The sequence below is a fragment of the Serratia sp. SSNIH1 genome (assembly GCF_002935055.1).
Lineage (GTDB): Bacteria > Pseudomonadota > Gammaproteobacteria > Enterobacterales > Enterobacteriaceae > Serratia > Serratia nevei.
The window spans coordinates 2,362,408-2,381,241 of the sequence record NZ_CP026383.1; the positions used below are offsets into that span (position 1 = coordinate 2,362,408).

At 57.8% G+C, this 18,834-nt stretch carries 18 protein-coding genes and 1 tRNA gene; 10 read left to right on the forward strand and 9 right to left on the reverse strand.

The window, feature by feature from the left end; translation table 11 throughout:
* Positions 1-21 precede the first annotated feature (21 nt).
* A complete protein-coding gene (gene rlmI / locus C3F38_RS11305; RefSeq protein ID WP_038875254.1) occupies positions 22-1,212 on the reverse strand; it encodes a 23S rRNA (cytosine(1962)-C(5))-methyltransferase RlmI in 1,191 nt (396 codons plus the stop codon).
* Positions 1,213-1,304: 92 nt separating this feature from the next.
* Between rlmI and yccX the strand changes: the two genes are divergently transcribed.
* Entirely contained in the window at positions 1,305-1,583 is a 279-nt protein-coding gene (gene yccX / locus C3F38_RS11310) for an acylphosphatase (protein WP_047727891.1), read from the forward strand.
* A 34-nt stretch (positions 1,584-1,617) separates the two neighbouring features.
* On the opposite strand, the gene tusE is transcribed toward yccX, so the two are convergent.
* Together tusE and yccA are read right to left on the reverse strand one after the other, a co-directional pair.
* Complete coding sequence (tusE, locus tag C3F38_RS11315; protein WP_004928095.1) at positions 1,618-1,947, reverse strand: sulfurtransferase TusE; 330 nt, start codon at positions 1,945-1,947, stop codon at positions 1,618-1,620.
* Between the two features lie 111 nt (positions 1,948-2,058).
* Positions 2,059-2,718 (reverse strand): FtsH protease modulator YccA, encoded by a 660-nt coding sequence (gene yccA, locus C3F38_RS11320; protein ID WP_004928091.1) that lies wholly within the window; start codon positions 2,716-2,718, stop codon positions 2,059-2,061.
* Positions 2,719-2,947: 229 nt separating this feature from the next.
* Between yccA and C3F38_RS11330 the strand changes: the two genes are divergently transcribed.
* Together C3F38_RS11330 and C3F38_RS11335 are read left to right on the forward strand one after the other, a co-directional pair.
* Positions 2,948-3,035, forward strand: a tRNA-Ser gene (locus C3F38_RS11330).
* Positions 3,036-3,263: 228 nt separating this feature from the next.
* Positions 3,264-3,479 carry a hypothetical protein gene (locus tag C3F38_RS11335; RefSeq protein ID WP_038875263.1) on the forward strand — a complete coding sequence of 72 codons (216 nt, stop codon included), beginning with the start codon at positions 3,264-3,266 and terminating at the stop codon, positions 3,477-3,479.
* Positions 3,480-3,568: 89 nt separating this feature from the next.
* On the opposite strand, the gene C3F38_RS11340 is transcribed toward C3F38_RS11335, so the two are convergent.
* Entirely contained in the window at positions 3,569-4,051 is a 483-nt protein-coding gene (locus C3F38_RS11340; RefSeq protein WP_055316219.1) for a hypothetical protein, read from the reverse strand.
* Positions 4,052-4,849 (reverse strand): winged helix-turn-helix domain-containing protein, encoded by a 798-nt coding sequence (locus C3F38_RS11345; protein WP_103767496.1) that lies wholly within the window; start codon positions 4,847-4,849, stop codon positions 4,052-4,054.
* 402 nt (positions 4,850-5,251) lie between these two features.
* On the opposite strand from C3F38_RS11345, the gene C3F38_RS11350 reads away from it, so the two are divergent.
* The 5 genes from C3F38_RS11350 to C3F38_RS11370 all read left to right on the forward strand — a co-directional run bounded on the left by C3F38_RS11350 (position 5,252) and on the right by C3F38_RS11370 (position 10,970).
* Positions 5,252-5,863, forward strand: coding sequence for a response regulator transcription factor (locus tag C3F38_RS11350; RefSeq protein ID WP_055316217.1), 612 nt, complete (start codon positions 5,252-5,254; stop codon positions 5,861-5,863).
* Between the two features lie 181 nt (positions 5,864-6,044).
* Positions 6,045-6,629 carry a fimbrial protein gene (locus C3F38_RS11355; protein ID WP_038875270.1) on the forward strand — a complete coding sequence of 195 codons (585 nt, stop codon included), beginning with the start codon at positions 6,045-6,047 and terminating at the stop codon, positions 6,627-6,629.
* Positions 6,630-6,677: 48 nt separating this feature from the next.
* Positions 6,678-7,373, forward strand: a complete 696-nt coding sequence (locus C3F38_RS11360) for a molecular chaperone (RefSeq protein WP_038875272.1) — start codon at positions 6,678-6,680, stop codon at positions 7,371-7,373.
* Between the two features lie 15 nt (positions 7,374-7,388).
* Positions 7,389-9,881 carry a fimbria/pilus outer membrane usher protein gene (locus C3F38_RS11365; protein WP_038875275.1) on the forward strand — a complete coding sequence of 831 codons (2,493 nt, stop codon included), beginning with the start codon at positions 7,389-7,391 and terminating at the stop codon, positions 9,879-9,881.
* A gap of 18 nt (positions 9,882-9,899) precedes the next feature.
* On the forward strand, positions 9,900-10,970 hold the full coding sequence (locus C3F38_RS11370; protein ID WP_038875277.1) for a fimbrial protein: 1,071 nt from the start codon (positions 9,900-9,902) through the stop codon (positions 10,968-10,970).
* Between the two features lie 41 nt (positions 10,971-11,011).
* Here C3F38_RS11370 and soxR read toward each other — a convergent pair whose 3' ends face one another.
* Positions 11,012-11,485: a redox-sensitive transcriptional activator SoxR gene (soxR, locus tag C3F38_RS11375; protein ID WP_055312174.1), complete on the reverse strand. Its 474-nt coding sequence runs from the start codon at positions 11,483-11,485 to the stop codon at positions 11,012-11,014.
* 145 nt (positions 11,486-11,630) lie between these two features.
* Between soxR and C3F38_RS11380 the strand changes: the two genes are divergently transcribed.
* Positions 11,631-12,716 (forward strand): efflux RND transporter periplasmic adaptor subunit, encoded by a 1,086-nt coding sequence (locus C3F38_RS11380; RefSeq protein ID WP_038875282.1) that lies wholly within the window; start codon positions 11,631-11,633, stop codon positions 12,714-12,716.
* A gap of 10 nt (positions 12,717-12,726) precedes the next feature.
* Positions 12,727-15,807 carry a MexW/MexI family multidrug efflux RND transporter permease subunit gene (locus C3F38_RS11385; protein WP_055316214.1) on the forward strand — a complete coding sequence of 1,027 codons (3,081 nt, stop codon included), beginning with the start codon at positions 12,727-12,729 and terminating at the stop codon, positions 15,805-15,807.
* 49 nt (positions 15,808-15,856) lie between these two features.
* Here C3F38_RS11385 and C3F38_RS11390 read toward each other — a convergent pair whose 3' ends face one another.
* The 3 genes from C3F38_RS11390 to C3F38_RS11400 form a co-directional block, all read right to left on the reverse strand.
* Positions 15,857-16,657 (reverse strand): DNA/RNA non-specific endonuclease, encoded by an 801-nt coding sequence (locus C3F38_RS11390; protein ID WP_038875289.1) that lies wholly within the window; start codon positions 16,655-16,657, stop codon positions 15,857-15,859.
* Positions 16,658-16,809: 152 nt separating this feature from the next.
* Positions 16,810-18,258, reverse strand: coding sequence for a TrkH family potassium uptake protein (locus C3F38_RS11395; RefSeq protein ID WP_055316211.1), 1,449 nt, complete (start codon positions 18,256-18,258; stop codon positions 16,810-16,812).
* Between the two features lie 133 nt (positions 18,259-18,391).
* Positions 18,392-18,706 (reverse strand): hypothetical protein, encoded by a 315-nt coding sequence (locus C3F38_RS11400; protein ID WP_016928271.1) that lies wholly within the window; start codon positions 18,704-18,706, stop codon positions 18,392-18,394.
* Positions 18,707-18,834: the final 128 nt, after the last annotated feature.

Below are 18,834 nucleotides of genomic sequence, written 5' to 3' on the forward strand. Positions count from 1 at the left end.
GGCAAGGCAGCGCATTTCAAGTTACATCACCCGACAAGCGAATCCTTTCAGGTACAGCCCCTCAGGATACGTGGCGATCACCGGGTGATCGGCAGCCTGCCGGAACTGCTCTATAAATTGTACATCACGTCCGGCATCTACAGCGGCGTCGGCCAAAATTTTCTGGAACAGGTCGGTCGGCATCAGCCCGGAGCAGGAGAAGCTGAGCAGAATGCCGCCCGGATTCAGCAGCTGTAGCGCCAGCATGTTGATGTCTTTGTAGCCGCGGCAGGCGCTGGCCAGCTGGTTTTTGTTCTCGACGAACTTCGGCGGATCCATGATGATCAGATCGAATTTCTCGCCCTGGGTGCGGTAGTTGCGCAGCAGCTGGAACACGTCATCGCGGACGAACTCCGCTTTGTTCAGATCCAGCTTGTTGAGCTCGACGTTCTGCCGGGCGATATCCAGCGCCGCCTGCGAGGTATCCACGCTGATCACCTGCGCGCAGCCGCCCATCAGAGCGGAAACGGCGAAGGCGCCGGTGTAGGAGAAGCAGTTCAGCACCCGACGGCCGGCGGAGTAATTGCGCGCCGCCAGGCGGCTGTCGCGCTGGTCGAGGTAGAAACCGGTCTTGTGCCCCTGCTGAATATCCACCAGCAGCTTCATGCCGTGTTCGGTGATCGGCAGCAGTTCCGGCGGCAGATCGCCCAGCACCGGGCCCTGCGCCAGCGGCAGGCCTTCTTTTTTGCGCACCGCAACGTCGGAGCGATCGTAGATCGAACATTCCGGGTAGCAATGTTGCAGGGCGGAAAGCAGGGCCGGGCGCTGGTATTCGGCACCGGCGGACAGCAGCTGCAGCACCAGGAAATTCTGGAAGCGATCGATAGTGATACCCGGCATGCCGTCGGACTCGCCGGCGATCAGACGGTATCCGTCCAGACCGTCGCGCTGCGCGACCCAATCGCGCCAGCTTTGTGCTTGCTGCAGGCGGCGAATGAAGAAATCGATGTTAATCTCTTCATCTTTCTGGAAGGTCCAGACGCGTGCGCGGATCTGCGACTCGGGCGAATAGGCGCCGCGCGCCAGCCACTTGCCCTGGCTGTCGAGAATATCGATGGTTTCACCGGAGAGGGCTTTACCCTCAACGCGTTGAACGGCACCGGAGAACACCCAAGGGTGGCGACGGAGTAAGGACTTTTCACGTCCTTTGGCGAGAAACAGGCGTACGGTCATAATTAATAATGCTGCCAGCTAGGAGAGAAACAGTGACACGGCGGTGCAAAGGCACGGCAATGCCATAACGAAAACTGAATAAGGGGGCGATTATGACACAAGTTTGCATAGCTGCGTATGTGTATGGCGTGGTGCAGGGGGTCGGGTTCCGCTATTCCACCCAGCGGCAGGCTGAGGCGCTGGGGGTGACCGGCTATGCGCGCAACCTTGATGACGGCAGCGTTCAGGTGGTGGCCTGCGGCACGCAGGCGCAGGTGGACACGCTGGTGGCGTGGTTGAAACAGGGCGGCCCGCGCAGCGCGCGCGTCGAGCGCGTGCTGGTGGAGCCGCAGGGCGCGGTCGATTACGTCGGTTTTGGCATTCGCTATTGAATACCCGCCGGTAGCGGCGCTGCGGGCGGAGCGGTCAGATGCATTTTACCGGTTTCGGCAATCCGGCGATCTTGGTAGCTTGTTTGGCCGGCCCCTTCGGGAACAGGCGATACAGATAGCGGCTGTTGCCTTTTTCTTCGCCGTATTTTTGCGCCATGGCCTTGACCAGCATGCGAATCGCCGGGGAGGTGTTAAATTCCTGATAGAAGTCGCGCACGAAGCGCACCACTTCCCAGTGTGCTTCGGTGAGCACGATCTCTTCCTGTGCCGCCAGCAGTGGCGCCAGCCCTTCATGCCAGTCGGCGCTGTTTTTCAGATAGCCCTGCGCGTCAGTGTCGATAACCTGACCTTCAAACTCCAACATACTGCCTCGATAACGGATAATTCGGAACGGCCGCCAGTTTAGCAAATTTTTTCGGCCGCAAAAAACAAAGCCCCGCCGGAGCGGGGCCAGGAAGGCATGTGTAACGTGCGATCAGTTGCTGCGGGCGAAGCCCAGAATGCTCAACAGGCTGATGAACATGTTGTAGAGCGACACGTACAGGCTAACGGTGGCGCGAATGTAGTTGGTCTCGCCGCCGTGAATGATGTTGCTGGTTTCCCACAGGATCGCGCCGGCGGAGAACAGGATGAACAGCGCGCTGATAGCCAGGTGCAGGGCAGGGATCTGCAGGAACAGGTTGGCGATCACCGCCACCAGCAGCACCACAAAACCGGCCATCATCATGCCGGACAGGAACGACATGTCTTTACGGGTGGTCAGCACGTACGCCGAGCAGCAGAAGAAGACGGCTGCGGTGCCGCCCAGCGCCAGCATGATCAGGTCGCCCGCGCCGGCGTTCAGGAACGAACTGAGGATTGGACCAAGGGCGTATCCCATGAAACCGGTCAGCGCAAACGCCGCCAGAATGCCCGCCGGGCTGTTGGCCAGTTTATGGGTCAGGAACATCAGGCCATAGAAACCGACCAGCATCAGCAGCAGACCCGGCGCCGGCAGACCCAGCATCGTGCTGGCGGTTGCGGTCAGGGCTGAGAAGGCCAGGGTCAGGGATAACAGGAAATAGGTGTTGCGCAGGACTTTATGCGTGCTGAGCAGCGAGTCGCGCGAAGAAGATGAGACGACAATGCGGTCCATAATGCTCTCTCTTATCAAGCCATCACAAAATAATGCCGATAATAGGCAGCGCAAGCGCTTGATTAAAGTTTGTTTACCAATCTTTACCCTTAGTTATCATTACGGCAACAGCGAGGGGATGAGGTGCGCGTTTGTTCACCGTTTGCTGCACCTTCGCCGGTTTTTCGCGCGGTTGAACGCGCCCGGGCTTTACAAGTGAATGAGGTCTGTTTATAGTGCGCGTCGTTGCGGAGGGGTGGCCGAGTGGCTGAAGGCAACGGTCTTGAAAACCGTCGACGGGAAACCGTTCCAGAGTTCGAATCTCTGCTCCTCCGCCATACATTCTGACCCCGTGCTCTCTGAGCACGGGGTTTTTTGCTTTTGCGTGCGCAGAAACTGGGGCGCTTTTGCAGGAAACGCGATCGGCTATTGATAAGGGCCACGCATCGGTGAGATTATGCGGTCATCAAGGTTGGCTGCCCGGATGCCTGCTGCTGTCAGGCGCTGCCGGGGTGATAATCAACGCCACCTTATCAATTTCGCTTAATGCTCGTATGGAGACAGAGATGAACTGGTATCAAGTCGCCCTATGGACCATGATATTTTTGAAGTCCGGCGCTTTCCTGGTGTTCGTGTGGTGGTGGATGTTCAAACGCGCGACCAAACCCTATGTGCGCCCGCAAGACGTCGTGGTGGACGATAAGCCGTATGATGAGAACCTCACCATGGAAGAGGTGATGAAGAATCACGGCATTGTCCGCACGGATATGTCGGTAAAATAGCCCCTCCCCAATCGGTATCTGGGGCGTGTTTGCCATAAACGCGCCCTTTGTGCTGTTTCGTTGTCTCTCCATTACATTCTGTTTTCACGTTAACGGCATAGCGTGACCGGGAAAAGCACGCCATGAACGATGTACGCATCCTGCCGAACTTTACGCATCGAAAAAACGCCGTTCTTAATGCCGAGAGAGAGCATGGGGATTTCTTTGATCAGCTCATCCGGTGCGTTGTCGTCGGGGGTTTTGCTGATTTCTCGGTGGGTAGTCATGTAAAACCCGTGAGCTAACCTCCTTATATCAAAGTTTATTTTTCTATCCAGGCTGTAGGTTTTTTCTCTCACGGTAATGTCCCCGCGCTGCACGATCATGGCATGGTGTTCGTCATAGATGAATAAACTGCCCGTCACTTTTAATTCCAGGTTATCGCCTGAAGCTAATCGTTTTTTAGTTATCGTATCGGCCTGGCAATTCATATGCACTGGTGCTGCGGGCGTTAAAACGCGGAACAGGACAATGAAGAGGATCACTGTCAAAAATCCGATAGTCAGTATTTTGGGATTGTGCAATACGGCCATTTATTTTCCGTTGAGAATTTTGTAGGTGACACACTGGGTATATTGATCTTGCGAACTGAAATAACACACACCAAGAAAGGTGTTATAAGTCAACGTGTGCTTTATGGAGGAGAAATAGATATCCGCCTTGCTGTTGATGCAATCGACGCCGCTGCTCTCTAACGCTTGGTTAACCATGCTTTTTTCCAGGTTGTCATCAATATGCTTGTTCGCATCCAGAGAATACAAGGTGCAGTGGTCTTTTTTTCCTAGCGGAACTAACTTTTCTCTCGGTTGATCGGGCGGTTCAATAGGATAGAACGTCGCGACGAACAACAGCGGAATAAATACGCCGCAGATAGCGGTAATAGCGCTAATCTTTGCCTTCTTCTGCGGTGACGTGATATGAGATCCGGCAACCGGCGGGGGAGGCGAAAGCGGCTCTGATGTGGAAGAGGGCGGCGTTTCGTTCACGGTTATCTGCGGTGATGGATAAATATCAATCATGGCGGTAAAGCAAAAACCGACTTTTGCCAGGGTCTTTATGGGGGCGGTTTCTCTCCCCAGCAGTTTGAATGCTTTCCTTATTTCACTGACGGCCACGTTGAGGCTGATCGATGAGCCTGAAAAACCATACTCTTCCCATACCTTTTTTATCAACATCTCACGTTTCAATGGGATATTCGGATGAGTCAGCATTTCAATTAACAGGCGTGAAGCCGGGTTGGATATCCGTATCGATGACTCATCATTGTCAATGAGTTGGAGACGACACGCGTTTGCGTCATAGATAACGCAGAGGTCGATAATATATTTCATGTATTCAGGTTTTTATAATGATATAGGCTTCCAGTTCGCGGCTAGTATTTAGTGAAACTTCGGAGAGGTCAAGGTTCCGGGCGGAAAACATAAACAATTCAGGGCTTTTTTTATTTTTTCGGCGAACGAAATGTACGGTGGATTACCCTCTTACCGGTCTTTTTTGGTGTTAAATTCTGAAAATATAATATTTTGTAGATTATAATCATTAAAATTTGCGTTAATAAAAATAATGTTCCTGTTGTTAATGGTTTGATGCAGAATTATCTTAGTGTTTTAAGGCACCGGTTTACGTGCCAGTCGCTTATTGTTTGCTCCGAACGGCAATGCGAATTTTCCAAGAAAACGGCGGGTATTTAGTGCAAGGTATCGCCGTTGTCCTTAGCCATGGATGGAGGAAGTATGCTCAGTATCGGTATCGTATCTGAAAACATCTTTTTCAGAGCGGCGATAAAAAGAATATTGATGCCAAGGATTTTTCATAAAGATCACGTTATTGCCTACTACGACGATCTGCCTTTGGCTATGGGGCGTAATTGCCACGATATTCTGATCGTCGATGATGCGGTAAAAGGCATGCTGCGCTTCAGCATGGCGATGACATTATTGTCTGCTATTCATGGCGTAAAGGTTTTTTTGACGACGGAAGACAAGCGCCGTCTGTTATTTCGTTCCGTCTCGCGTGATGTGGTTGTGCTCGATAAAAAAATCAGTATCCCCGGTATGAGTAAAGAGTTTTCTTTTCTGGTGGATAAGGTCACGCAGCACTCTGCATTAAATGGAGACGTTGAGGGCGGAACGGTTCGCAATACGAAAAATCGCCTGACGGAAAGTGAGGTGGAAACGCTCCATTTGCTTTCCTTCGGTTATACGGTGACTCAGGTTTCCCGAATTCTTGATAAAAGCGTAAAAACGGTCAGCACGCAGAAATGCAGTGCATTACGCAAAATGGGATTGAAAAATCGAGTGCACAACTTATTGGAGATTTCATCCGGTTTCTCGGAGGTTATCTAGAAGTCGTTATGTTCACCGTTTTCATTACCGGCTGATGAATAACGCTATGGCTTGATTTTATAAAAACAGGAATGTGTTCGCCCTTTTGCCTCTGTATTACGGGGAGGGATTATTTCATCCCGCCGGCAGCGGCCGTTTTTTATTTATTCCCTCAAACCAAACTGTTATGGAGTTTTATCTCATGATGAAGAAGATGCTTTCTGTTGCAATCATGGCGGCTGCGGTCGCTGCGCCAGTGGCTTTTGCTGAAGACAATTCCGCCGGTGGCGTCATTAACTTTACCGGCGCCATTACCGACACCACCTGTACGATTAACGGCGGCAAGAGCGCGGATTTCACCGTAGCGCTGAGCCCGATCTCGGTGACTGACGCGGGTAACACCGTTGGGCCAATCACCAAAAACAAGAAGTCCTTCTCGCTGACCTTCTCCGGCTGTTCGCCGGCGGCCGGTACCGCAGGCACCCCGCTGAAAATCTACTTCTCCTCGGCGGATAACATCTCGACCGACGGCAAATATTTGCTGAACAACTCGGTCAACGAGAACGACGCTTCCGTCGCGAAGAACGTGGGCTTCTCTCTGGCGGAAACCGGTTCTTCCACCCCCATCCAGCTGAACGTGCCTTATGTCACCGACATCATGGGCGACAAAGCGGCACCGGATTCAGAAACCCTGACGTTGGACGCGTACTACTACAAAACTAACGCCGAAGCGGCAAAAGTGGGCGCTCTGAGCTCCAACGTGACTTACACCATTTCTTACCTGTAATCGCGCTGACAGCCAGGCCCTTGATGGGCCTGGCCACCCGGGGGAACGATGAAAAAATACATGATGATAGCGGCGTTGTTGCTCGGTTCCGTTGGTGCCCAGGCCAATGTGGTGGTTAACGGGACGCGGGTGATCTACCCGGCAAACAACAAGGATGTGATTGTCCAACTGCTGAATAACGGCGCCGATCCCTCACTGGTTCAGGCCTGGATCGACGACGGCGATATCAATTCCACCCCGGAAACCGCTAACGTGCCGTTTTTGCTGTCGCCGCCGGTGGTGAAAGTGAACGGCAACAGCGGGCAGCAGCTGCGCATTCAGAAAGTCGGCGCCGCATTGGCGGCGGATCGCGAATCGGTGTTCTATCTCAACGTGCTGGATATCCCGCCGACGCCGGAAAACCTCCAGGGCACCAATACCCTGCAGTTGGCGATCAAGTCACGCATCAAGCTGTTCTACCGCCCGCAGACGCTAACCCGCGGCGTAGAAAACGCGATGGAAAAACTGACGCTGCAAGCCAATGGTAAAGGGTTCAACGTCATCAACAACAGCCCGTATTTCATCACGGTAGCGAATATCGGCCAGGGTACGGACAAGCATCTGCTGGTTGATTCGCTGATGGTCGCGCCGTTTTCCACCCAGTTTGCTGCCAGTAAACGATCGGTCAGTAAAAACGTCCGTTATGACCTGATGTATATCGACGATCTGGGGGCTTACAAGTCTAAAGCCATCACCGCACACTAACCTGAAAGAACAACAATGAAGCTGAATAAAAAAGTCCTCTCGCTGCTGACCGCCTCTTCATTCTTGTTGCCGGATACGGCCTGGGCGGTGACGTTCGATACTTCGCTGTTGGCCGGCGAATCACGCGATTCCGATCTCTCGCGTTTTTACCTCAATAATGACATGCCTGCCGGCCGGCAGGAGATTGATGTGTATGTCAACCATGACTGGAAAGGGCGCTATGCGCTGCTGTTTGGCACACAACGCGACGATATCCAAATCGACTACCAGGATGCGCAGCGGCTGGGCATCGATCTGAGTCAGTTGCCGAGGCCCCAGGCACCGTTGACGACGCTGTCGATCGCCACGCTGGTACAGGGTGGGCGGTTCGATATGGACGTCGGTGCGCTGAGCCTGCGGCTGACGGTGCCGCAGGCGCGGGTCAACCGGTCGGAGGCGGGATACGTGGATCCGGCCTTCTGGAATCGCGGCATCTCCGCATTGACGCTGGCTTACAACGCGACGTACTACCACGCCGAGGCGCGCGGCGACGGCAATCACAGAAATAATGACGATTTTTATACCGGGTTGGAATCCGGGATCAATCTGGCCGGCTGGCAATTTCGCGACAGCAGCAGCTTTCGCCACGGCAGTGGGCGAGGGAGCCACTGGCAGAACAACACGCGCTACCTGCAGCGCGGCTTCGCCGACATCAAATCCAACCTGATCGCCGGTGATTTTTATTCGCCGGGGGATCTGTTCGACTCGGTACGCATCCGCGGGGTGGCGCTGGCGTCGGACATCAGCATGCGTCCCAACTCGCAGCAGGGCTTTTCACCGGTCGTGCGGGGCGTGGCGCAAACCAACGCCCTGGTGAAAGTGATGCAGAACGGCAACGTGATCTACCAGGAAAACGTGCCGCCGGGCGCCTTTACCCTCGACAGCATTCAGCCGACCGGCTCGGCGGGCGATCTGTGGGTGACGGTCAAAGAGGCGGATGGGCGCGAACAGTCGTTCAGCGTGCCGTTTTCCGCCGTACCCAACATGTTGAAACAGGGTGTCAGCCAATACAGCGTGCTGGCCGGCAAGGTGAACGAAAGCAATACCGATTACGATCCCGGCTTTGTGCAGGGTACCCTGCAGTACGGTTTCAACAACCTGGTGACCGGTTATGCCGGCAGCATTTTGAGCGACGACTATCAGGCCTGGCTGCTCGGCAGTGGCTGGAACCTGCCGATAGGGGCGGTGTCCATCGATCTGACGCATGCCGATACCCGCCTGAAAAACCGCCGTGAAAGCGGGCAGAGTTTTCGTATTGCCTACAGTAAATTTCTCGACGTCACCGCGACCAACTTCACGCTGGCGGCCTACCGTTACTCCACCCGCGGTTACTACAGCTTTACCGACGCCATTTACTCCAATGACGGCTACCGCCAACTGGAACGGCAGTTTGACCGCTGGCGCGACGAGGAGGGCGTGTCCGAACTGGATATGAACACCTGGGACGCGCTGCGTTCCGCTCGGCCGAAAAATACTTTTACGCTTAACCTGAACCAGCGTCTTAACGAAGGGTGGGGCACGCTGTTCTTCTCCGGTTCCCAGCGCGATTACTGGACGGCCAACGCGAAAAGCCGCGAATACCAGCTGGGATACTCCAACAATCTGGGGCGTGTCAGCTACTCCGTTTCCGCCAGTCGGGTGCGTAATAGCCAGCGTGAGGAAGAAACGCGTTATTACCTGTCGTTCAGCCTGCCGCTGTCGGTGTTCGACAACAACGCCTATCTCAGCACCGGCCTGTCGGTGACGGACTCTCACTATCAGCAAAGCACGGTCAGCCTGAGCGGCAACGCGTTGGAATCCAACCGCCTGAGCTACTCGCTGAGCGGCAGCAATCGCAGCGGCGGAGACAACATGGCCGGCCTCAATGCGGCCTATCGCACCCGCCTCTCGACGCTCGGCGTCTCCTACAGCGAAGGCAACGATTATCGCCAGAGCGGCCTCAGCGCGCGCGGCAGCCTGGTGGCGATCCCCTGGCATGTGCTGGCGTCGAACGAAATCGGCAACACCATGACGGTGGTCGAAGCGCCGCAGGCCGAAGGGCTGATGGTCAACGGCGACGAAAGCATTGTGACCAACGCGCAGGGCCTGGCGCTGGTGCCTTATGCTACGCCGTACCGGCAAAATTCGATCACGCTGTCGGATACCGGCCACAGCAGCGGGGCGGAAATCAGCGGCAACGTTGCCAACCACGTGCCGTACTACGGTGCGGTCAGCTACCTGAAATTCGAGACTGACCCACGTCGGCCATTCCAGCTGCGAGCGCAGCGCGCCGATGGCGCACCGTTGCCGTTCGGTGCCGAAGTGCTGGATGAAAGCGGCCGATCGATAGGCTTTGTCGGCCAGGCCAGCGTGCTGTACCTGCGCGCCGAACAGCCGCCGACGGCGTTAACGGTACAACTGCGCGACGGCCGTTGCCGCATCGCCAAACCGACTCTGGCGCTCGACGCGTCGCCCGGCGTTTGCCGCTAATACAGGATAACCAAACCTATGATCAGGCTGATTTTTTTGTTGCTGCTGTCTGGGCTGTTCAGCGGCTATAGCTATGCTTCCTGCTATGGCAAAGGGGTGGAGTTTGCGTCGCCGATTTTCGTCGATCTCTCCGATAAGCTGAGCGCCAATACGCCGGTATGGGAGGCGCAATACAATACCCAGTACACCGGCACCTTTAACTGCAGCAAGTCCAAAAGCAACTTTTCCTACACCATCAAACTTCCGACGAAAGACTCGCAGGCCGCGATTTTCGGTTTTAACGATGGCCAACAGTGGGTCCGCGCAGAAATCACCCACAAGATAAGTGACAGAACGTTGAGGGGGCGAGGGGAACACTCTGCTTCAGAATTAAATTCCCCGATGACCATTCGTTATTCTCTGGTGCAAAAGCCTAAGGATGGGCGGGTGGTACCGGGCGATACACTGATGCTCGATGATGCTTTAATGGTGAGTGATGTGACCGGCATCGGCATACTGGAGTTACCGTTTTGGCTGCTGGAGCAGGTGGGGAAACTGCTCACTTGGTTGCTTACCGGCAATTGGCCTTATGAGGATCGCGATATGTATGGCCAGCCGATGAACATCAAGTACGCGCCGAAAACCACCACCTGCCGTTTTGACAACGCCGGCCTGACGGTCAGATTGCCCAAAATGGGCGTGGCGCAGGTGCTGAGTAACAATCAACCCGGCTACACGCCGTTCTCGCTGAACATCAGCTGCCAGAACATGCAGCAGGAAGGCATCGCCGATCGCGCCGTTGAGATGTTCCTGTCCAGCAATAACCTGCTGGCCTCCGACGCCAGCGTGTTGACCAATGCCAATGCGGGCGGGGCGCAAGGGGTGGGGCTGCGCCTGGTCAAGCGCGACATGCCGAGTTCACCGGTGGTACTGTCGCCTTCCAACGTCGATCGCGGCAGCGCCACCTCACTGTTTCACGTCGCCGCCGGCGGCAGCCTGAACAGTCACTTCATCATCGGCATGGGGGCTTATTATTACCCTTATCAGCGCGATGGCGTCACACAGGGGGAAATCAACACCTCGGCCACGTTGAACATCATCTATCCCTGAGAGGCTCGGGCTCGGAATAACCGGTGCGCAACCTGCTTCGCTCACCGGTGTTCCGTCGGGCGTTCGAAAATATGCGCGCCGGCGCCCTGTTGGCCCCAAATATCGTTTGGGTTGCGCAGCGGGCAGTCGGTGAGCGACAGGCAGCCGCAGCCGATGCAGCTGTCGAGATGGTCGCGCAGCACCGTCAGCCGCTGAATGCGCTCATCCAGGGTTTTGCGCCAGGCGGAGGACAAAATTCCCCATTGTTCGGCGGTCAGCTTGCTGCCGGTGGGAAAGCGGCCCAGCGTGGCGCGGATCTCCTCCAGCGGAATGCCCGCGCTTTGCGCGATCTTGATCACCGCGATGTAGCGCAACACCACCGGCGTGTAGCGGCGCTGGTTACCGGCGTTGCGCGTTGCCTGAATCAGCCCCTTGCTTTCGTAAAAGTGCAGCGCGGATACCGCCACGCCGCTGCGCTTCGCCACTTCCCCCACGGTCAAAAGCCGATAGGTGTCAATCGGTTCATTTCTTGCCATTCCACGTTCCTCAGCTTGACCTCAAGTTAACCTGAGGTTTTATAGTGCAGCCAGCCGGGCTTGGCAACCGGCATCTCTCGTCACCTGCCTGCGCTGCGTCGGGGGAAGGATGGCTTTGGCTGTAAAATCAGGAAGAAACCGTTACATGATGAAACGATACCTCATTATTGCCGCGCTGCTGGCGGCGCTCGCCGTCGCTGCCGTTGCGATGCGATCCACCGCGCGGCAAAACGAAGGCGCGCCGGCCTATCCGCCGGTGAAAGTGGCGCTGGCGCCCGCCCTGCGTGAACAGGCGGCGCGCAGTTACGCCGGCGTGGGCGAGCTGGAGGCGGCCAGCCAGGTGGCAGTGGCGGCGGAGACCAGCGGCCGCATCACGCGCATTCTGTTCGAATCCGGCCAAACGGTGCGGCAGGGACAGCTGCTGGTGCAGCTCAACGATGCGGTCGAGCAGGCTGAGCTGGTGCGCCTGCAGGCGCAATTGCGCAATGCCGATCTGCTGTTGGCGCGCATGCGCAAGCTGATGAACCTCAACGCCACCGCGCGGCAACAGCTGGACGATGCGCTGGCCGAACGGGATATGGCGCTCGGTGCGGTGCAGGAAACGCAGGCCAAAATCGCGCAAAAGGCGATCCGCGCGCCGTTCGCCGGCACCATCGGCATTCGCCGCGTGCATGAAGGGCAATACCTCAACGCCGCCGACGCGGTGGCGAACCTGGTGGACGCCGATACGCTGCGCGTCAATTTCTCGCTGGACGAACAAAGCGGCGCCGGGCTGGCGCTGGGGCAGGCGGTGTCGGTGCAGGTTGGGGCGTATCCCGATCGCGCTTTCCCCGCCGCCATTACCGCTATCGACCCGATGATCGGCAAATCCCGCACCGTGCAGGTGCAGGCGACGTTGACCAACCGCCAGGGGGTGCTGAAGGCCGGAATGTACGCCGGCATTCGCGTCACGCAGCAGCAGCGCGTGGCGGTGTTGACGGTGCCGGAAACGGCGCTGACCTACACGGCCTACGGCGATACCGTGTTCCTGGCGCAGCAGGGTGAAAAGGGCATGACGGTCAAACGCGTTTCGGTCGCCGTGGGTGAGCGCAACGACGGGCGTGTCGAGATCGTCAGCGGCCTGCAGGAAGGCGATCGGGTGGTGACCTCGGGCCAGCTCAAGCTGAGCGATGGCATGGCGGCCGAGCCGGTGGCGCAGGATACGTTGAACGCCGCCCAGGCCGGTTCTTGAGGAGAGACCGATGACATTTACCGATCTGTTCGTGCGCCGGCCGGTGCTGGCGCTGGTGGTCAGCACCCTGATCCTGCTGTTCGGCGCGCTGGCGCTCAGCCAACTGCCGATCCGTCAATACCCGCTGTTGGAAAACTCCACCATCACCATCAGCACCGACTATCCCGGTGCGTCGTCCGAGCTGATGCAGGGCTTTGTCACGCAGCCGATCGCCCAGGCGGTGTCGTCCGTCGAGGGCGTTGACTACCTTTCATCCTCGTCGGTGCAGGGGCGCAGCGTGGTGACGGTGCGCATGGCGCTGAACCGCGACTCGACCCAGGCGTTGACCGAAGTGATGGCCAAGGTCAACCAGGTGCGCTACAAGCTGCCAGAGCAGGCTTACGATCCGGTGATTGAGCGCTCCGCCGGTGAAGCTACCGCCGTCGCCTATGTCGGCTTTTCCAGTAAAACGCTGTCCACGCCGGCGCTGAGCGAATACCTGACGCGGGTGGTGGAGCCGATGTTCACCACTATCGACGGCGTCGCCAAGGTGGAAGTGTTCGGCGGGCAAAAAATGGCGATGCGCCTGTGGCTGGATAGCGATCGGCTGGCCGGCCGCGGCCTGACCGCCGCCGACGTGGCCGACGCGGTGCGGCGCAACAACTACCAGGCGGCGCCGGGCAAGGTGAAAGGGCAGTATGTGGTTGCCAACGTGCGGGTGAATACCGATCTCACCAGCGTGGAGGAGTTCCGCAATCTGGTGGTGCGCAACGACGGCAACGGCCTGGTGCGCCTGAAAGACGTCGGCACCGTGGAGCTGGGCGCCGCAGCCACGGAAACCAGCGCGCTGATGGATGGCGAACCGGCGGTGTTTCTCGGCGTCTTCCCCACGCCGACCGGCAACCCGCTGGTGATCGTCGACGGCATTCGTCACCTGATGCCGGCAATTGACAAGATGCAGCCGCCGGGCGTGAAGATGGCGCTGGCGTTCGAAACCGCACGCTTTATCCAGGCCTCGATCGATGAAGTGGTGCATACCCTGCTCGAAGCGCTGGCGATCGTGGTAGCGGTGATCTACCTGTGTCTGGGATCGCTGCGCACCGTGCTGATCCCGGTGGTGACCATTCCGCTGTCGATCCTTGGCGCCGCCGGGCTGATGCTGGCCTTCGGCTTCAGCGTCAATTTGCTGACGCTGCTGGCGATGGTTTTGGCGATCGGTCTGGTGGTGGACGACGCCATCGTGGTGGTGGAGAACGTGCATCGCCATATCGAAGAGGGGAAAACGCCGCTGGCGGCGGCGATGATCGGCGCGCGCGAAGTGGCGGGGCCAGTGATCGCCATGACCCTGACGCTGGCGGCGGTCTACGCGCCGATCGGCCTGATGGGCGGGCTGACCGGCGCGCTGTTTCGCGAGTTCGCGCTGACGCTGGCCGGCGCGGTGGTGGTGTCCGGCGTGGTGGCGCTGACGCTGTCGCCGGTAATGAGTTCTCTTCTACTGCCTGCCAAACAGAGCGAAGGGCGCGTGGCGCGCGCCGCCGAGTGGTTCTTCGGCGGCCTGACGCGGCGCTATGCGCGCGCGCTGGATTTCTCGCTGCACCACCGTTGGGTGACCGGCGCGCTGGCGCTGCTGGTGATGATCAGTCTGCCGCTGCTGTACCTGATGCCGCAGCGCGAGCTGGCGCCGACCGAGGATCAGGCCATCGTACTGACCGCCATCAAGGCGCCACAGCACGCCAACCTGAACTATGTCGAGCGTTTTGCGTACAAGCTGGACGAGGTTTACAACCGCATGCCGGAAACCGAAAGCCGCTGGATCATCAACGGCAGCGACGGCACCGCGTCCGGCATCGGCGGCATCAACCTGACGCTGTGGCAGGCGCGCCAGCGCTCGGCGTCAGCGGTGCAGGCCGATCTGCAGCGGGCGGTGAACGACGTCGAAGGCACCAGCATTTTCGCCTTCCAACTGCCCGCGCTGCCGGGCTCCACCGGCGGGCTGCCGGTGCAGATGGTGCTGCGCACGCCGCAGGACTACCCGCAGCTGTATCGCACCCTGGAAGAGGTGAAGCAAAACGCCAGAAACAGCGGCCTGTTTATGGTAGTGGACAGCGATCTGGACTACAACAACCCGCTGGCGGAGGTGCATATCGACCGCGCCAAGGCCAACAGCCTCGGGATACGCATGAGCGATATCGGCGAATCGCTGGCGGTGCTGGTGGGAGAAAACTACCTCAACCGCTTCGGCATGGACGGGCGCGCCTATGACGTGATCCCGCAGAGCCTGCGTGAACAGCGGCTGACGCCGCAGGCGCTGGCGCGGCAGTACGTTCGCACGCAGGACAATACGCTGGTGCCGCTCTCCACCGTGGTGTCGGTGGCCGTTAAGGTCGAGCCGAACAAGCTGACCCAGTTTAACCAACAGAACGCCGCCACCCTGCAGGCCATCCCCGCGCCTGGCGTTTCGATGGGCGAAGCGGTGGCCTTCCTCGAACGGCAGGCCAATGCGCTGCCGGCCGAATTTAGCCACGACTGGCAGGGGGATTCGCGCCAATATACCCAGGAAGGCAGCGCGCTGGCATTCGCGTTCCTGGCGGCGTTGGTGATCATCTACCTGGTGCTGGCGGCGCAGTATGAGAGCCTGAAGGATCCGCTGATCATCCTCATCACCGTGCCGCTGTCGATCTGCGGCGCCTTATTGCCGCTGGCGCTGGGTTGCGCCACGATGAATATTTATACCCAGGTCGGGCTGGTGACCCTGATCGGGCTGATTAGCAAGCACGGTATTCTGATGGTGGAGTTTGCCAACGAACTGCAGATGCATCAGGGGTTGACGCGGCGTGCCGCGATTTTGCAGGCGGCGCAAATTCGCCTGCGGCCGGTGCTGATGACCACCGGGGCGATGGTGTTCGGCTTGATCCCGCTGCTGTTCGCCAGCGGCGCAGGGGCTGCCAGCCGCTTCGGTCTGGGATTGGTGATCGTGTCCGGCATGCTGGTGGGCACGTTGTTCACCCTGTTTGTGCTGCCGACGGTGTATACGCTGCTGGCGCGCGATCACGCGGTGGCGTCGCCCCGGCAGCGTGAGTTGGCCGCCGCGCAAAAGGCGCTGACGGAATAAACCGCCGGCGCCCGGATGAAAAATAAACCCGCCGAGGCGGGTTTTTTCGTCAGTTTTTGCAGCCCATCAACTCCGGCAGGACGCCGGGTTTGCTCTTCAGCGAGGCCTGTACGTCGTCCGGCAGACCGGCCCAGATGATCAGGCCGGTACGCTTCTCGATCTCGTCCACCGTCACGCGGAATTGGCAGAAATCGGCGCCCTTCGGCGTGTTTTGATCGAACAGGAAGGCGGCATAGTGGTTCACCGCCGGGCTGTTGTTGATGAAAATCACCTTCCAGTAGGCGCTGGGGATGGTGTGCGCTTTCTGGGTGCCCGGCAGTTTGCCCATATCGCGCTCATACAGCGGCCCGGTCACGGTATAGACTGAGGAGATATCGGCGCGATCGATCAGCTTGCGTTCCTGATCTTCCAGCCGCGCCCAGGCGCCCTGGTTCAGATCGGACTTTTGCGGCGTGATGTTGGACAGGTAGTTCAGCGATTCCCAGTCGGAAACGCCCGCCAGCGAGGCCAGCGGCGCCTGATGACCGCGATCGACCTTCAACGCCGCATTGGCGCCGGTGTAATCGGCGGGCGCCAGGGTATCCGCCGGATTGAGCGCCGGGTCGGTTTTCCAGTTGCGCGTCTTGCCACTGGCCGGCGTGTCTTTGGTGATGTGATAGGCTACCCAGTTGGCGAATTTGGTGGTGCTGTTGTTGTTCAACGTATAAGCATGACGCACGATCGACACGTTGCTGCTGCCGCCGGTCGGGCAGCCGACCGCGCAGTTGTCGATGGATTCGAGCGTGTCGGCCGACGCCTGTACGGCGAACAGCAGGGCGGCCAGGGCCAACATCTTGTTGTTAAAGCGCATATTCATATCCTCAATAAGTTAAAAAATACTGTATATATCTACAGTGAATTAAACTTATCGCAGTGAAACGAATACAACAATGCAACATATTCATGTTGTGAATGTGTCGGCGTTGGCAGAGCGGAACGGCGCCCTACACGCCGCTTGGCCGATCAAAAACGCCAAAATGCGCGTGAACAAAGGATCAGCATCGGATAGATCTCGAGGCGGCCGAGCAGCATGGCGGCGCACATCAGCCATTTCGCCACATCGTTCAGCGTGCCGAAACCGGCGGCGGTTTCTCCGTACCCCAGCCCCATATTGTTGATGCAGGCGGCGACGGTGGCGAAGGCGGTGACCAGATCATAGCCCATCAGATTCAGCAGCCAGATAAACAGGCAGGTGAACAGTACGTAGAGGAAGAAGAAACTCCAGACGGAGCGCAGCGTTCGATCCTGGATCGGTGCATTGCCGACCTTGATGGTATACATGGCGTTGGGATGCACCAGTTGGTTGATCTCGAGCCGACTTTGCTTGTACATGATCAGAAAACGCAGTGCTTTAATGCCGCCGCAGGTGGAGCCGACGCAGCCGCCGAAGAAACTCGCCGCCAGCAGCAGCATGATGGTATGGGACGGGATCCGGGTGTAATCGGCAATCGCCAGGCCGTTGTCGGTCATCATCGAGCTGGTGAGGAAAAAGCCGTGCACGAAGGCGTCTTTGACGCCGTACATGCCTGAACGGTACAGCTCGATACACACGATCGCCACGACGATGGCCAGTATCAACAGGAAAAAGCGCAGCTCGGGGCTGCGGTACAGCGGTTTCAGGCTGCGGCGGCCGACGGCCACGAAATAGAGCGTGAAGTTCACCGCCGCCAGAATAGAGAAAATGCCGCCGACCATTTCCACCGCCGAACTGTCGTAGTACCCCAGGCTTTCGTTGCGGGTGGAAAATCCGCCGAGCGAAACGGTGGAAATGCCGTGGCATAACGCATCGAACCACGGCATGCCCGCCAGACGAAAGGCGACGGTGCAGGCTAATCCCAGCCCAAGGTAGATCAACCACAGGTTTTTCGAGGTATCGGCCAGGCGTTCCTCCTTGAACGGGCCGGGCATTTCCGACTGGTAAAGTTTGGCGCCGCCGATGCCCAGCAGCGGCAGCACGGCCACCGCCAACACGATAACCCCGAGGCCGCCGATAAAATTGAGCTGGGAACGGTAGTAGAGGAATGATTTGGGCACGTTCGAGACGTCATTCAGCACCGAGGCGCCGGTGGTGGTGATGCCGGAGACCCCCTCAAACATCGCGTCGACCAGCCGGACGTTCAGCGTATCATCCAGCCACAGCGGCAGGGCGCTGATCGCGGAAAACAGCAGCCAAAACATCACGATGATCAGAAAGCCGTCCTGAGTGCGCAACTGCACTTTCGACTGGCGGGTGCTGAACCAGCCCAATCCGCCGAGCGTGGCGGCCACCACCAGGGTATAGAAGAATGAGAAGGCGCTTTTTTCTTTATACAACAGGCCCATCAGCAGGGGCGGGATCATCGAAAGGCTGTAAAGAAGGACCAAAAAGCTGCAAAGATGAATGACGACCAGGATTTGTTTGGTTTTGACCATGCTGTTGCTCGGAATGCCTGCCGACAATGTGTCAATTTATTGAAGTGTATCAAGCATAAAGCAGGCGATATAAAAATAGCGTAAAAATTCATATCGCCGAATAAGTATGGCCGGTGAGCCTGCCGGGGAGACGTTATTCCAGCAGGTCGTTGACCGTGCGGCGCACATAGTGCGTCATTTGCGCCAGATCGTCCGGCGATACCGGGCCGCCGCCGGCGCGCACCACCTGCTGTTCAATCTGGGCGATCTCTTGCTCGACCTTGTTGGCGATTTGCACTTTGACTATCTTGTCCACCGAAGACAGCAGCACCTTCAAGACCACTTTCAGCGCGATGTTCTCGCAGAACGAGTCGTAGTGATGAACCGGCGGCGGCGGGGCCGGAGCCGGCTCGGGCGCGCGCGGAGCCAGAGCCTTGAAGCTGTCTACATTTTCAATAATAAGATCCATGTCTCTTATTAGTTCATCAAAATCTTTAGACACTGACTTATTCCCTTCGCTGTGCGCAAAAAACAGAACGCCCGTCCTCGCGCCTAAGGCTGACGAGCGACGGGCAGAACGAATTCGGGCCTGGCCTT

Excerpts from the sequence above, each read along its gene's own strand:
- rlmI (WP_038875254.1), bottom strand. The coding sequence starts at position 1,212 with ATGACCGTACGCCTGTTTCTCGCCAAAGGACGTGAAAAGTCCTTACTC.
- yccX (WP_047727891.1), top strand. The coding sequence starts at position 1,305 with ATGACACAAGTTTGCATAGCTGCGTATGTGTATGGCGTGGTGCAGGGG.
- tusE (WP_004928095.1), bottom strand. The coding sequence starts at position 1,947 with ATGTTGGAGTTTGAAGGTCAGGTTATCGACACTGACGCGCAGGGCTAT.
- yccA (WP_004928091.1), bottom strand. The coding sequence starts at position 2,718 with ATGGACCGCATTGTCGTCTCATCTTCTTCGCGCGACTCGCTGCTCAGC.
- C3F38_RS11335 (WP_038875263.1), top strand. The coding sequence starts at position 3,264 with ATGAACTGGTATCAAGTCGCCCTATGGACCATGATATTTTTGAAGTCC.
- C3F38_RS11340 (WP_055316219.1), bottom strand. The coding sequence starts at position 4,051 with ATGGCCGTATTGCACAATCCCAAAATACTGACTATCGGATTTTTGACA.
- C3F38_RS11345 (WP_103767496.1), bottom strand. The coding sequence starts at position 4,849 with ATGAAATATATTATCGACCTCTGCGTTATCTATGACGCAAACGCGTGT.
- C3F38_RS11350 (WP_055316217.1), top strand. The coding sequence starts at position 5,252 with ATGCTCAGTATCGGTATCGTATCTGAAAACATCTTTTTCAGAGCGGCG.
- C3F38_RS11355 (WP_038875270.1), top strand. The coding sequence starts at position 6,045 with ATGATGAAGAAGATGCTTTCTGTTGCAATCATGGCGGCTGCGGTCGCT.
- C3F38_RS11360 (WP_038875272.1), top strand. The coding sequence starts at position 6,678 with ATGAAAAAATACATGATGATAGCGGCGTTGTTGCTCGGTTCCGTTGGT.
- C3F38_RS11365 (WP_038875275.1), top strand. The coding sequence starts at position 7,389 with ATGAAGCTGAATAAAAAAGTCCTCTCGCTGCTGACCGCCTCTTCATTC.
- C3F38_RS11370 (WP_038875277.1), top strand. The coding sequence starts at position 9,900 with ATGATCAGGCTGATTTTTTTGTTGCTGCTGTCTGGGCTGTTCAGCGGC.
- soxR (WP_055312174.1), bottom strand. The coding sequence starts at position 11,485 with ATGGCAAGAAATGAACCGATTGACACCTATCGGCTTTTGACCGTGGGG.
- C3F38_RS11380 (WP_038875282.1), top strand. The coding sequence starts at position 11,631 with ATGATGAAACGATACCTCATTATTGCCGCGCTGCTGGCGGCGCTCGCC.
- C3F38_RS11385 (WP_055316214.1), top strand. The coding sequence starts at position 12,727 with ATGACATTTACCGATCTGTTCGTGCGCCGGCCGGTGCTGGCGCTGGTG.
- C3F38_RS11390 (WP_038875289.1), bottom strand. The coding sequence starts at position 16,657 with ATGCGCTTTAACAACAAGATGTTGGCCCTGGCCGCCCTGCTGTTCGCC.
- C3F38_RS11395 (WP_055316211.1), bottom strand. The coding sequence starts at position 18,258 with ATGGTCAAAACCAAACAAATCCTGGTCGTCATTCATCTTTGCAGCTTT.
- C3F38_RS11400 (WP_016928271.1), bottom strand. The coding sequence starts at position 18,706 with ATGGATCTTATTATTGAAAATGTAGACAGCTTCAAGGCTCTGGCTCCG.